The 13,067-nt window shown below is 38.8% G+C and carries 11 protein-coding genes; 5 read left to right on the plus strand and 6 right to left on the minus strand.

The window, feature by feature from the left end:
- Nucleotides 1–9: 9 nt before the first annotated feature.
- Complete coding sequence (locus MKY80_RS00680; protein ID WP_089986853.1) at nucleotides 10–414, plus strand: hypothetical protein; 405 nt, start codon at nucleotides 10–12, stop codon at nucleotides 412–414.
- A gap of 49 nt (nucleotides 415–463) precedes the next feature.
- Here MKY80_RS00680 and MKY80_RS00685 read toward each other — a convergent pair whose 3' ends face one another.
- Nucleotides 464–2,383, minus strand: coding sequence for a tetratricopeptide repeat protein (locus MKY80_RS00685; RefSeq protein WP_342531472.1), 1,920 nt, complete (start codon nucleotides 2,381–2,383; stop codon nucleotides 464–466).
- A gap of 166 nt (nucleotides 2,384–2,549) precedes the next feature.
- Here MKY80_RS00685 and MKY80_RS00690 point away from each other — a divergent pair, with 166 nt between their 5' ends.
- The 4 genes from MKY80_RS00690 to MKY80_RS00705 all read left to right on the plus strand — a co-directional run bounded on the left by MKY80_RS00690 (nucleotide 2,550) and on the right by MKY80_RS00705 (nucleotide 6,361).
- Nucleotides 2,550–3,257 carry a glycosyltransferase gene (locus MKY80_RS00690; RefSeq protein WP_089986854.1) on the plus strand — a complete coding sequence of 236 codons (708 nt, stop codon included), beginning with the start codon at nucleotides 2,550–2,552 and terminating at the stop codon, nucleotides 3,255–3,257.
- A gap of 92 nt (nucleotides 3,258–3,349) precedes the next feature.
- Nucleotides 3,350–3,610: a metal-sensitive transcriptional regulator gene (locus MKY80_RS00695; protein WP_004233098.1), complete on the plus strand. Its 261-nt coding sequence runs from the start codon at nucleotides 3,350–3,352 to the stop codon at nucleotides 3,608–3,610.
- A 221-nt stretch (nucleotides 3,611–3,831) separates the two neighbouring features.
- Entirely contained in the window at nucleotides 3,832–4,971 is a 1,140-nt protein-coding gene (locus MKY80_RS00700; protein ID WP_089986855.1) for a transglutaminase domain-containing protein, read from the plus strand.
- Between the two features lie 85 nt (nucleotides 4,972–5,056).
- Nucleotides 5,057–6,361, plus strand: coding sequence for a transglutaminase domain-containing protein (locus MKY80_RS00705; protein WP_328038605.1), 1,305 nt, complete (start codon nucleotides 5,057–5,059; stop codon nucleotides 6,359–6,361).
- A 28-nt stretch (nucleotides 6,362–6,389) separates the two neighbouring features.
- Here MKY80_RS00705 and MKY80_RS00710 read toward each other — a convergent pair whose 3' ends face one another.
- The 5 genes from MKY80_RS00710 to MKY80_RS00730 all read right to left on the minus strand — a co-directional run bounded on the left by MKY80_RS00710 (nucleotide 6,390) and on the right by MKY80_RS00730 (nucleotide 12,879).
- The gene (locus tag MKY80_RS00710; protein ID WP_258954987.1) at nucleotides 6,390–7,343 is read right to left on the minus strand and encodes a BadF/BadG/BcrA/BcrD ATPase family protein; all 954 of its coding nucleotides are present in this window, start codon (nucleotides 7,341–7,343) and stop codon (nucleotides 6,390–6,392) included.
- The gene (gene argH, locus MKY80_RS00715; RefSeq protein WP_089986858.1) at nucleotides 7,331–8,845 is read right to left on the minus strand and encodes an argininosuccinate lyase; all 1,515 of its coding nucleotides are present in this window, start codon (nucleotides 8,843–8,845) and stop codon (nucleotides 7,331–7,333) included. The genes MKY80_RS00710 and argH overlap by 13 nt, the downstream gene beginning before the upstream one ends.
- Nucleotides 8,846–8,872: 27 nt before the next feature.
- On the minus strand, nucleotides 8,873–10,594 hold the full coding sequence (locus MKY80_RS00720; RefSeq protein ID WP_090003005.1) for an iron ABC transporter permease: 1,722 nt from the start codon (nucleotides 10,592–10,594) through the stop codon (nucleotides 8,873–8,875).
- A 12-nt stretch (nucleotides 10,595–10,606) separates the two neighbouring features.
- Nucleotides 10,607–11,677 carry an ABC transporter ATP-binding protein gene (locus tag MKY80_RS00725; RefSeq protein ID WP_089986860.1) on the minus strand — a complete coding sequence of 357 codons (1,071 nt, stop codon included), beginning with the start codon at nucleotides 11,675–11,677 and terminating at the stop codon, nucleotides 10,607–10,609.
- A gap of 95 nt (nucleotides 11,678–11,772) precedes the next feature.
- The gene (locus MKY80_RS00730) at nucleotides 11,773–12,879 is read right to left on the minus strand and encodes an extracellular solute-binding protein (RefSeq protein ID WP_089986861.1); all 1,107 of its coding nucleotides are present in this window, start codon (nucleotides 12,877–12,879) and stop codon (nucleotides 11,773–11,775) included.
- Nucleotides 12,880–13,067: the final 188 nt, after the last annotated feature.

Below are 13,067 nucleotides of genomic sequence, written 5' to 3' on the forward strand. Positions count from 1 at the left end.
AGTTTTCGTATGGAACAGAAGTGGAGCATACGCCTTATTCGTTTGGCTGCCATTTTTGCTTTAATCGGAACCTATCTAGGTTCACATATGTCCGGTTCAGGTAGCTACGAATATAGACCGATACATGCACATATTTTACTTGTTGGTTGGCTGAGTATGTTTGCATGGGGTATTTTTTATAGAGCTTTTAAAGTCAAATCACAAAAAATAGTGAATATACATGGTTGGACAGCTATTCTTGGTGTTTTTGGCTTAACATTAGGGATGTGGTTTTACAATATCAATCCATTTAATTTTGGCAGCACATTTACTTTAGTGTTCTTTATTGTAGGTGGAACTACGTTATTAATTAGCTTTGCTTTATTCATTGTAGTAACATTTATGATTAAACAACAAGAAGATATGAAAAATTAGCAAAACCTACCGTGTTACATAAGCTCGTGACGCGGTAGGTTTTTCATGTTTATTGGATATCTTGAAGTGATTTTTTCAGCCATTTTGTGGCTTCTTGATAATCTTGGGCAACACCCTGCCCTTTTTTATAGATTAGACCGAGTTGGAATTGTGCCTTCTGATGGCCCTGATTCGCAGCCAATCTATAGAGCTGGGCTGCTTTAGCAAAATCCTTTGGAACGCCTTGCCCATGACTGTGCATTTGTGCTAATTGGAATTGAGCTTTTATATGCCCTTGTGCGGCAGCTTGCTCAATCCATTTGGCAGCTTCAGTGTAATCCTGGGTAACACCCTTACCTTTATCAAATAAATTTCCGAGCTGGTATTGAGCACCCGCATGCCCTTGAATGGCAGCTAAACGATAGCAGCGGCGTGCCTCTTCCAGATCTATAGAAACCCCTAATCCTTGCTCATATAATAGGCCTAATTGATACTCAGCCTGAATATGAGACTGATCAGTTGCAGCTCTCCACCATTGCACGGCTTCTGGATAATTAACAGGAACACCAGCTCCTACAGTTAATAAAAGTCCGAGCTCGTATTGAGCATCCACATAACCCTTTTCAGCTGCAGCCTTTAGATAAGGCAGAGCTTTATCTGGTTGTTGAAGTTGATAAACATATAGACGCCCAAGCTCGAAGCCAGCACTAATATGTCCTTCTTTAGCAGCTAGGAGTAGCCATTTCTCAGCTAATACGATATCCTGTTCTTTTTCATAGAGAAGACCAAGGTAATATTGTGCAAGTAAATGTCCTTTATGTGCTGCTAGCTTAAACCACTTCAAAGCCTCAATATGGTCCTTGTCTATTCCTAGGCCAGTATTGTAGAGCATGGCAATTTGAAATTCTGCATTCATATGGTCTTGTAAAGCGGCCATGTGGAACCATTTGGCTGCCTCTGCAAAATTTTGTGGAATGCCACGACCTTTCAAATGCATATAGCCTAGATTATATTGCGCACTTGCATCTCCGGCTAAGGCAGCCATTTCAAAATAAGTGCTGGCCTTCACATAACTCTGCTCTACACCTGTCCCATTATGATAAAGAAATCCTAAATTGTTTTGTGCACTGGTATTCCCTTGATCCGCGGCTAAGGTGTACCATTTGGCTGCCTCATTGAAATCTTGCGATAGGCCCAGCCCTTGATTATAAAGCACACCCAGATTGTACTGAGCATCTGCATTTCCTAAATCAGCCGCTATTTGGTAGTGATGAGCGGCCTCCCCATAATTTTGTGCCGTACCTTGTCCTAGATGAAAGAGGACACCGAGACTATAGTGTGCATTGGGATCGTTTTGAGCTGCGGCTCGTTCATACCACATTTTCGCAAGTGTATAATCCTTTTTAACCCCCTGCCCATGGTTGTAAAGCGCTCCTAAATTATATTGAGCACTTGCGTCACCATTTTGTGCCGCAATTTCGAACCAATCAGCTGCATGTTTATAAGCATCTGTTGAATGTTCCAGCTGATATAGGTTGTTATCCGACATCAAAATTTTCTCATCAGCGATATTCGATTTAAAGCTACGATCATAGCGCTTCATAAACCATTCAACAATATCAGTTATATAATCAAGAACAATTTTGGCCGCCTTTGCCTCCACAAGTTCATTACTAGTATGGCTCGTCATTTTATAGACGAGATTCATTAATAGGAAAATTCGACGAGGATGAATTTGGGCTGTAAAACTACGATTATTTAACAGCATGCGGACATTTTTTAATTTGGGTGTAGTATGCATTTCAAATTGATAAACCTCAAATAAAATCTCCTCTAATACTAGCAGTGATTTTTGTAAAGAAACTAGAGGGTTCGAAATGGCGAAAAAACTAGCTTCCTGTAAATTTTTAGCTAATGTTGCGAAGGAAAATTGCCTTAACTTATGACATTGTTCTTCAAGAATTTCATAATGTATGACGATCGTACTCACCCTCTTTCGTGGTATTCTCTTTTTTCATATATCGGAGAAATATCGATATTATTGATATGTTTTCATGGGATTCATCAGTTGAATTGTTGCTGTTACATGATACTATTTGATATAAGGGGAATTCATCAATATGAAGAGCCTGACAGCCTATAGGTGGAGGATAAACATGAAAAATATTGCAGCTATTATTCCAGCATATAATCCGCAACAATCACTCATTACCTATGTACATCAATTACTAGCAACGACCATTACACAAATTATTATTGTCAATGATGGAAGTGATCAGAAATATAAAGGGATTTTTGACGACCTAAAAAAAATAGAAGGCTGCCAAGTCCTTCAGCATCGAGACAATATTGGAAAAGGTGGTGCCCTAAAGACAGCCTTTACATATATACGAGAGCAAAAAAGAATATTTCATGGGGTACTCACAGTAGGGGCACATGGTCAGCATACATTACAAGATGTAAAGCTTGTTTTAACGATGACGAAGGTCTTTTCAGAAGGTATTGTGCTAGGCGTGCGAAACTTCCATTCGGTCGATAGTACCTTTCTTTCCTATTGGGGAAATCGTGCAACAAGTCTCTTTTTTGAACTGCTCTATCACCGGAAATTGATGGATACTCAAACGGGTTTACGCTATATTTCGATGAATGAATTACCATGGCTAATGAAGGTAAAAGGTGAACATTATGATTATGATACAAATATGCTAATCGCTGCACTTAAACGAAAGTGCTCTATTTTCGAGGTAGAGATTGGGCAATTACGAATAAAAAAAAACTCCATTATTCAGTATGATGAAATAACAAATGCAAGCTCCATTATAACGAGAATGCTTATGAATTATTTACGACCAAGAAAACAATGATAATTAAGGTTTAAAATTGAAATAAAGAGCTAGGATAAAGGATAACAATTACTCAATAGAACGTAGCGAGTATAGAAAAAAGGAGCATGTTTATGGAATATTCAGATCAAGTAAAAAATCGGGTGAAACGGATGGAAGGTCAGCTACGTGGTATTTTGAAGATGATGGAGGAGGAAAAAGACTGTAAGGCAGTGATTACGCAGCTATCAGCCGTCCGCTCGGCTGTAGACCGAACGGTTGGTGTGATTGTTAGTACAAATTTATTGGAATGTGTGCAAAATGCGGAAGGGGATGGCGAAAAGATGAATGAGGCCATTCAGGAAGCGGTTAACTTAGTAGTAAAAAGTCGTTAATTGTCAAAAAAACTCACTGGAATGTAGTGAGTTTTATTTTTTTACAATTTAATAGTTATAATCGACGCTTATATTCAATTTTTAGGTAATTTATATTATAAGGATCATTTTATTTTTTTAGTTGAAAGTCTTAGTTGGGGCACTTGTCTCATAGCCTAGTAGTCACTTTCTTTGTTATGCTAACTAATAATGATAGCGTAAAAAGGGAAGGTGATTGTGTTATGAAGAAATGGCTATTATGTGGCGCTACTTTACTTATGTTAAGCCCGACTGCGGCTTATGCACAACAAGAGGAGACTAAATCCGTAATAAATCCTGTTGTAGCAAATTCAACAGTCACAACTTGGGAGCAGTTTACAAAAGAACTAATAAAGAAAATTAATAGTTTTGAAACGGATATTAACATTACATATACTGGGCCGATGGGTGATTTCAAAAAAGAGATTATGGCTGCTTTTGATCAAGCTAAAAAGCAGGCTGTATACGCAAGCGGACATATGGAAAGCACAACAATTTCCGCAGATTCTTTAGGGAACGTATCCTATACAATAAAGTACCTGACAAATCAAACACAAGAAGCAGCTGTACAAAAAAAGATTGGTCAAGTATTGAAAAATATTATAAAGCCCACTATGACTGAATTCGATAAAGTAAAAGCTATTAATGATTATATTGTATCGAATACTAGTTATGGTACTAAAACAAAAGCAAGTCCCCATAGTGCCTATGCTTTGCTATTTGAAGGACAAGCTGTTTGCCAAGGTTATGCCTTAGCTGCACAGGCAATGCTGTCACAGAGTGGAATTGAAACAAAATATGTGGTGGGGTTTGTGAATGAAAATGAGGCCCATGCTTGGAACTTGGTAAAGGTAGACGGCAAATGGTACCATTTGGATACAACATGGAATGATCCACTACCTAATCGCATTGGTGCTGCATCCTATGATTACTTTTTAGTGACGGATGAAGTGCTTAAGAAGGATCATTCTTGGATTCAGACAGATTATCCTGCGGCCTCAAGCACTAAATATAGCTTTATGCACAATGTTCATTTTGCGTATCCATTAAATAATGTCGTCTATTTTAGTAATACGGCTGATCACGATAAATTATATAAGCTAGAAATGGCAACTGGTAAAAAAACAAAAGTGTTGGATAAACGAGCGTTGTATATTACTGGAATGGGCCAAAATCTATATTATAGTGATTATAGCAACAGCGGTTATTTAACAAAACTAAATCTGAAAACATTAAAGGCTGAGGTGTTGGTCAAACAGCCAGTAACGAATCTAAAGATTAGTGACAATTATCTAATCTATAACATGAATGCCAAAGAGCATAAACTTCCATTAAGTCAATAAACAATTATTAACAGGCATAAAAGGACTCTGAACGGGTTCTTTGTGCTTGTTTTTGTATATAATGAATAGAAGAAGACGGTTGGAGGTGAGGAGTTTGTGGAAGAAATTAGCCATTATTATGATCATCATTGTTTTCATTGACCCCATTTATACGGCAGGTAAAGCAGTTGTCCGGCAGATAGCGGAATGGACAAATAATGATGAGATAGAAACAATGCTTCTTTCAACAAAGGAAAAAATCGTTGATGTAACCGCTAGACTTTCAGACAATGCCTCAATAGAAACGGCCATACCTATAGAAGACATGCATGATATGGAGGTAGCACCTACTGCTCAAGCAATTCAGAAGCCAGAGACAAAGTTAGTTGTGACAAACGTTAAGGAAATGACTGATGCAATGTATGCGTATTATAGTAGTTTCTCACCGAAATTTGAAATTCAGTATAAAGGGAATACACAACGAATTGAACAAATTGTAGAAGAGGCCTATAACAATGCCATCGAAAGAGACGATTATGTGTATGGCCATATTAGTAAACATTCAATTCGTTTTGAATATGGAAGAAACCAGGCAACAATATTTGGGGAGCAAAGCTATTTAATGACCCCAGAACAGGCTGCTTACGTGGAGATGAATGTCCAAGAAATCATTGCCAAAATTAGTAATACATCTATGTCAGACGTAGAAAAGGTACGAGCCGTTAATGATTATATTGTGGCGAATACGGCCTATACCGACCAAACAAATTCTAGTCCCCATAGCGCCTATACCGTTCTTGCAGAGCGCGGAGGGGTATGTCAGGGCTATGCTTTACTTGCTCACTCCATGTTACAAAAGCTAGGGATTGAAACGAAATATATTGTAGGATATGTAGGTCAAGAAGGACATGCGTGGAATTTAGTGAAGTTAGGTGGACAATGGTATCACCTTGACACAACGTGGAATGATCCAGTCCCAGATCGTAAGGGGGCCATTCGTTACCAATACTTTTTAGTTGACGACCGCACAATGGCAAAAGACCACTCATGGATTGCTGAAGATTATCCTAAAGCAACGAGTACACTCTATAGCTACTATCATGATATAGACTTCCCAGCACAGGTTGACAATCAATTATATTTTAGCAACATCTCTGATGACAATAAGCTGTATGTGCTTGATATGAAGACGGGTAAAACGAAACGAGTAACAAATTCCCGTGTACAATACGTCGTTTATGCAGATGGATGGCTCTATTATAGTAATTATTCCCGAGGCGCTTATTTAACAAAGATTCGTCCAGATGGTAGCGGGGAACAGTCCCTAAACCGAGAAGATACGAAGGATTTATTTGTGAAAGATGGCTATCTTTATTTCACAACGAATGAGTTGAAGAAAATGGCCCTATAAATGGGGACAACAAAAAGGGCATGACTTATCAACAGTCAAAGGCCCTTTTTGTTCGTTCAATTAAATAATCAATTGGTTGCTGCTCACAAAGAGAAATGGAGATCTGCGGATGCGTTACTGCTAATATATTTGTAAATGTTTTTAAAATAAGTGGATTATACTTGATGGCACCACCATTACAGTAAAGAGGAAACAGTCCATTCTGATAGCCTATCTTTGTTAACACGGCTTTTGCTAAAAGAGCCAATTCGTGAGCTGCCTGTTGTGATATTTGAATGGCACAAGCATCTTGTTGTTCAACTGCTTGAGCAACAAATGCCCCCATTTTGGCCAACTGTGCATTTGTATAGGATGGCTGAAATAACCATTCAGCGAGCTCGGTTACATTTTGTATAGCTAAGGAATGATAGACAGCCTCTTTTAAAATAGTGGTCTCACCTCGACCATCTTCCATTTTAAAGATGGCTCTTACCACTTCTTGCCCTAGCCAATAACCACTACCTTCATCTCCAGCTCGGTGTCCCCAGCCTCCAGCACGAACGATTTGCTGTCCATCATAGGCGTAAGCGATTGCTCCTGTTCCAGCAATGAGTAATGCACCTGCCTGTCCAGCAGTCACACCAAGTAGTGTGGCTTCAGCGTCATTTTCAATAATAAGAGTAGCAATAGAAAGCTGTGTGGCTGATAGGGCATTTTGAACAATAGCTGTAACTATTTCTTTGTCTTTTGGAGAATCAATCCCAGCTAAGGCAAAGGTAGCTACAGCAATTTGAGAGCAGGGATACTTTTGCAAAAAAATTTCTACCTTTGCTAAAAGCTCATGTAATATCACTGTAGCTGCTTCCATACCAATGGCTTGATAGTTGGAGCCCTTTGTTGAAGCTGAATATTCCATAACACCAGTTTCCGCGTGAACGACTGCGCATGCCGTTTTTGTCGCACCACCATCAATAACTAGAAGCCATTTCATCATTGGCTCCATTCCTCAAGAAAAATCGTTAATTCTTTCTCCGCTTCAATAATGGAACTTTCCTTTAATTGAATCCATTCATAAAGATTTTTCGTATTCATTTTGGCATGTTCAAGTGCTGCTTTCATTGTGGCGGGAGCTGGGCCACCTGGTAGTGTTCGAACACCAACAAAAGACTCTGGCTGTAAGGTTTTATAAAAATCCTCTTCTGAAATATTTAATTCTTTTCCCGTAATCAATTTAGATTGAGTATTCACGAGTCCCCATGTAAGGCTTGCTAGTGATTCCTCACTATGAGCAAGTAGTACTTTAATGCATTTACTAACAATGCTATGTGCTTGGCGGAAGGAAATATCCTCTGAACGTACTAATGTATCAGCCAGCTCAGTAACATTGGCAAAGCTGTTCTCTGCACGGTTTCTTAGTTTTTTCTTGTTCACATCCATTGTGACAACAAGTGAGCCAAATAATTTATAAATCCCAACTAAGCGGTCGATGGCACGCCATAAATAGGGTTGCATATCATCCTCAGTATCGACGATATCTCCAAATGGTGTATTATGTACCATCTGTAACACGGTGCTTGCATCTCCAACAACAGCCGATAGTAATGAACGCGTATGTTCAATTGAAACAGGGTTACGCTTTTGGGGCATAATAGAGCTTATTTGAACATATGGACTTGCGAGTGTGAAGGCATTGAACTCCTGTGTAGCCCATAATAAAAAATCTTGAGAGGTCCGGCCAAGATTGAGTGCAGCAAGCTGTACAATACTTGCTGCTTCAGCAATATAGTCAGCTCCAGCCACTGCATCCCACGCATTTTCGATAATATCATCGAATGCCAACAAATGACGCATCCGTTCTCGATTTATATTAAATCCTGTTGTAGTTAAGGCTGCAGCCCCCATACTGCTACGATTAACAGTTTTATAGACATGCTGCATGCGCTCAAAATCTCGTTCAAGCTGGTCAATGACAGCCTTTAAATAATGGGCAAAGGTTGTAGGCTGAGCCTGTTGCGTATGCGTGTAGCCAATCATAATAGTATCTACATGCTCCTCAGCAGCTGCGATTAAATCATCTCGCAATGTTAGTAGCTCTCGCATTAATAACAGTAATTTTTGCCTTAGTGTCATACGATAAATGGCGATGCCCATATCATTACGACTGCGTCCAATATGAAGATTTCCAGCAACGTCGCCAGCAAGCTCTATTAATTTATTTTCAATGCGGAAAAATAAATCTTCGTATTGGGGGCTATAATCTTCTAAACGATAATAATTTAAATCTATTTTCTTTAGTGCTGCCCCAATTTGTTTCGCTTCCTCTTTTTTTACAAGTCCTTGTTCTTCTAACATTTTTAAATGAGCTATATTAATTTGTAGCATAATAGTTAGAAAATTTTTCTTTGCCTCTTCATAGGCTGGCTGTAACACAATTTTCCGATAGATGTTAGAAGGGAAAATCATCCCATCTTCCTGCTGCGTTTTGTTGCGAAAATCTTCAAACATTATCATGGCCTCCTAATAGATTAGCAGTTAAATAGCTGTACCAGCACTGCCTTTTGATAGTTTTTCAGAAATAATAAGGACAACTAAAATTAAGCAAATTTGTAAGACACCGTAGGCACACGCAGTCCCAAATTTAAATGCATACAATTTTTGGAATATGGCAACAGACAATGGAATAGTAGATGTACTGTATATAAGTATGGATGCAACAAATTCACCAAAGCTTTGTACTAGGGCTAATAGTGTTCCCGCTAATATTCCGGTGAATGTTAAAGGTATGACGATGCGTCTAAATGTATACCACCAATTGGCGCCTAATCCACGTGATGCCTCTTCAATTGACGGATCTAGTTGTACGAGAGAGGCAGAGGTTGACCGGAAAACAAGTGGCAAATGTCGGATGAAATAGGCTAATGGTAAAATCCAAAATGTCCCGATTAATACTTGATTAAAGGCAAAGATGTTTTCCGTGCTAAAGGCGGCGATTAAATTGACTGCTACCACTGTCCCAGGTAGAGCCCAAGGTACCATTATTAAAATGTCGAGTAATGTTTTTCCTTTAAAATTTAAGCGGACCATCGCATATGCTGCGGCAACACCAAAGATAATATTGCCAAATGTTGCGACGATACCCATCTGTATAGAATTCCAAATAGGTCGCCATGTACGCTCATCAGTAAAGAGAGCCATATAATGATCCAGTGTATAGTCTGTAGGGAGTATTTGAGTCTTCCATGCCCCATCAACAGAAAAGGATATTAATATCAGCACTAATATCGGTAAGATCAAAATCAACGTGCCGATAAAGGAGGCAATAGTTGCCGCTATTTTTATTTTCTTGGAGGATACCTCCGAGCGATGGACACTTATCCCTTTACTGAGATTTTGATAATTTCGGCGATTTTGATACCAACGCATCATCATTAAAAATGTAATAGAGACAAAGGACAGTATCATCGACTGAGTTGCGGCCATCTCAAGATTGCCATTAGTACGCGATAAGTAGATTTGCATGGTCATAGTTCTTTCTACACCAAACATTAAGGGTGCCGTATAGGAGGCCATAGAGATCATAAACACTAATAAGGAGGAAGCAACAATGGAAGGGGTCAGCATGGGTAAAATAACCTTTGTCCACACGCGAATACGCCCTGCACCTAAACTAGTTGCCGCTTCTTCAAGAGCTGGATCTAGCCCCTTGATGGCAGCAGATGCGGTTAAATAAAAATAAGTATACATGGTGAAAGTATGAACAACGATGACTCCCCAAATCCCTTTCAATGAAAAGGGTACATGATCTAAACCGAATAAATGCTGAAAGACTCGAGGGAAAATACCACTATCTCCGTACAAAAAAGAAAAGGATAGCACACCGACTAGGGGGGGAAGTGCCATAGGGACCAATACTAAAATGGAAAGTATTCGTCTCCCAGGAAAGTTATAGCGTTCGAGTAAAAAAGCCATAGTTACTCCAACGATAGCGCAGCAAAGGACGCTAATACTAGAAATATAAATACTGGTCCACAAAGCTTCTAAATTTGCTGGGCTTGCTAGATTGAAAAATTTTTTATAGTGAAGGAATGGTTCATCACCAGCAAAGCTTTGAGTAAATGTTTGATAGAAGGGATAGACGACATAGGCGAACAACACTAAAAATAATGGCGATATTAATATATAGATGAACCAATTGGAATGAAAGATTCGTGTCCATATACTTTCTTGAGAAGCATTGACAGTTTGCTTTTCCATATTGGCTTCCTCCTATTCCCCTAAAAAATACAGCGAGTCATGCGTTATATGAATGGTAATATCCTCGCCAATCTTTTTTATTTGGTCATAAGAATTAATAAGCATTACTTTAAGTGAAAAGGCGTTACAATCTACAATGTAATTGACGCTAATGCCTGTGAATTCAACAAAGGTTATTTTTCCTGTTAATGTATTATCCCCAGTCCCCAAATGAATAGATTCTGGACGTATTGAAATAAATACTTTGTCTCCAATCATATGCGTCAATGCTGGAGAGCTCTGTTGCTTTCGCCCAGTAAAAATATGTCCATTTGCTGTTTTCACTTGTATTTCTTCGCCTTCAATTGCTTCTAATATGCCCTCAATTAAATTGGTTTCGCCAATAAAGTTAGCTACAAAGCGATCTACAGGTCGGTGATATATTTCCTGAGGAGTCCCAATTTGCTTGATATAGCCGTTTTCCATGACCATGATTCGGTCAGACATCGCCATAGCCTCCATTTGATCATGGGTAACATAAATCGTCGTGACACCAAGCTCAGATTGAATCCGTTTGATTTCAATACGTGTTTCCTCACGTAACTTTGCATCTAGATTGGATAATGGTTCGTCAAGTAATAAAATATCTGGCTCAATTACTAGAGCTCGAGCCAAAGCCACACGTTGCTGTTGCCCACCAGAAAGCTCATTTATTTTTCTATCCCCGTAATTTGACAGATGTACTTGTCTTCTAATTCGATCTACCTTGCGCTGAATCTCAGTTTTAGAAAATTTACGAACCTGTAAACCAAATGCGATGTTTTCATCTACTGTCATATGAGGGAAAAGGGCATAGTTTTGAAATACCATACCGATATTGCGTTTATTTGGCTGAAGCCGAGTGACATCTTGTTCATCAAATAGAATCTTACCTTTAGTTGGGTAATAAAAACCGGCAATCATTCTCAAAGTAGTTGTCTTGCCGCAGCCGCTTGGCCCAAGAAAAGTGAAGAATTCACCAGCCTTTATTTCGAGATCTACATCTTTCACACCATACAACTGACCAAACTGCTTCGAGACATTTTCGATTGTGACTCTTTTCAACAAAAAACTCCTCTCCAACAAAGGATTCATAGCTATATAGGGGATGAGATAGTAAGGTAAAAATCCACTAAAAAAGCTGGATTTTCACCCGGATACTAATTACCGCGGCCTTTAATATTGTTATCCCAGTATTCCATCCATTCAGCCTCTTTGTCAGACATTTGCTGCCAGTCTATATCGAATGTTTTTAAATCTAATTCTTGATACCACTCTGGCATGGATGCCTTATCGATATCAGATCGTGTAGGAATTTGATAATAATCTTTGGCTAACTGTGTCACCATCTCTTTTTCGAATAAAAATTCGACAAATAGTTTGGCATTCTCTAGATTTTTCGCATTGTTGACAACTGCAACACCATCTACCAAAATAGGTGCTCCACTTTTTGGATAAATATAATCAAAGGGATAATCAGTTGTATATTTCTTTAATAAAATATCTTGTAGATTCCATAAGGAGACACTGCCTTCTTGTCGTGTTAGCTTTAAGTACAAAGCATTAGGATCTTGCGTATATTCCTTCGTATTAGCGTCTAATTGTAATAGCCATTCATAGCCTTTATCAGGAGAGTTCGCATCTTGTCGTACAATCATAGAGGAATATATGGTGCGCATTGTTCCTGAAGCCAGCACACCCCGAATTAAAATTTGATTCTTCCATTTAGGGTCAAGAAGGTCATCCCAATCCTGTGGCCCATTTTCTTTTGTTAATAAATCACTATTGATCATAATGACTTCTGGTAGCAGCATCTCTCCAAACCAGCGGCCATCTACATCTTTATGTGTAGCATCAATAGAGTCAATAAAGCTAGGCTGCCAGGCATGTAATAAGTCTTCATTTGCCCCAACAATGAGCGCTGATTGTGTGCCGCCCCACCAAAAGTCTGCCTGAGGATTAGCCCTTTCGCCACGTAAACGTTCTAAAATTTGCTGAGCGCCCATTGTTAAAAATTCTACTTCAATGTCTGGATACTTTTTATTAAACTGATCGATTACATTTTGCACCATTTCTTCATCACGTCCTGTGTAAATAACAAGCTTACCAGATGGCGTTGTTGCCGCTACTTCCGTTTTGTCGCCATCTGTCGTTTTATCGTTATTGGCAGCATCATTTGTAGTTTTTCGGTCATTGTTTCCACTACATGCGGCTAAAACAAACAGTATGAACACAAGGAAAAAACTAAGAATACGTGTTTTTTTCATCAACTTCCCCTTTCTTAAAGTAAGGTACTTACATATTGCAGTATAATACGAAGGGGTAACATTCATGTTAGAATTATTAAAAAATTACATTTTCCTTCATCATAGCGAAGTGCTAATCCATTAGCAACGGCATTTCAATGAAGTTCAAAAAAACTCCTTAAAAAGGAATATTCCATTTTCAAGGAGTT

Origin of the sequence: Lysinibacillus sp. FSL R5-0849, from assembly GCF_038595075.1 — a bacterium.
Lineage (GTDB): Bacteria > Bacillota > Bacilli > Bacillales_A > Planococcaceae > Lysinibacillus > Lysinibacillus fusiformis.

Coding starts and splice junctions, on each gene's coding strand:
- MKY80_RS00700 (WP_089986855.1), top strand. CDS start 3,832: ATGAAGAAATGGCTATTATGTGGCGCTACTTTACTTATGTTAAGCCCG.
- argH (WP_089986858.1), bottom strand. CDS start 8,845: ATGTTTGAAGATTTTCGCAACAAAACGCAGCAGGAAGATGGGATGATT.
- MKY80_RS00690 (WP_089986854.1), top strand. CDS start 2,550: ATGAAAAATATTGCAGCTATTATTCCAGCATATAATCCGCAACAATCA.
- MKY80_RS00710 (WP_258954987.1), bottom strand. CDS start 7,343: ATGGAGCCAATGATGAAATGGCTTCTAGTTATTGATGGTGGTGCGACA.
- MKY80_RS00695 (WP_004233098.1), top strand. CDS start 3,350: ATGGAATATTCAGATCAAGTAAAAAATCGGGTGAAACGGATGGAAGGT.
- MKY80_RS00720 (WP_090003005.1), bottom strand. CDS start 10,594: ATGGAAAAGCAAACTGTCAATGCTTCTCAAGAAAGTATATGGACACGA.
- MKY80_RS00680 (WP_089986853.1), top strand. CDS start 10: ATGGAACAGAAGTGGAGCATACGCCTTATTCGTTTGGCTGCCATTTTT.
- MKY80_RS00730 (WP_089986861.1), bottom strand. CDS start 12,879: ATGAAAAAAACACGTATTCTTAGTTTTTTCCTTGTGTTCATACTGTTT.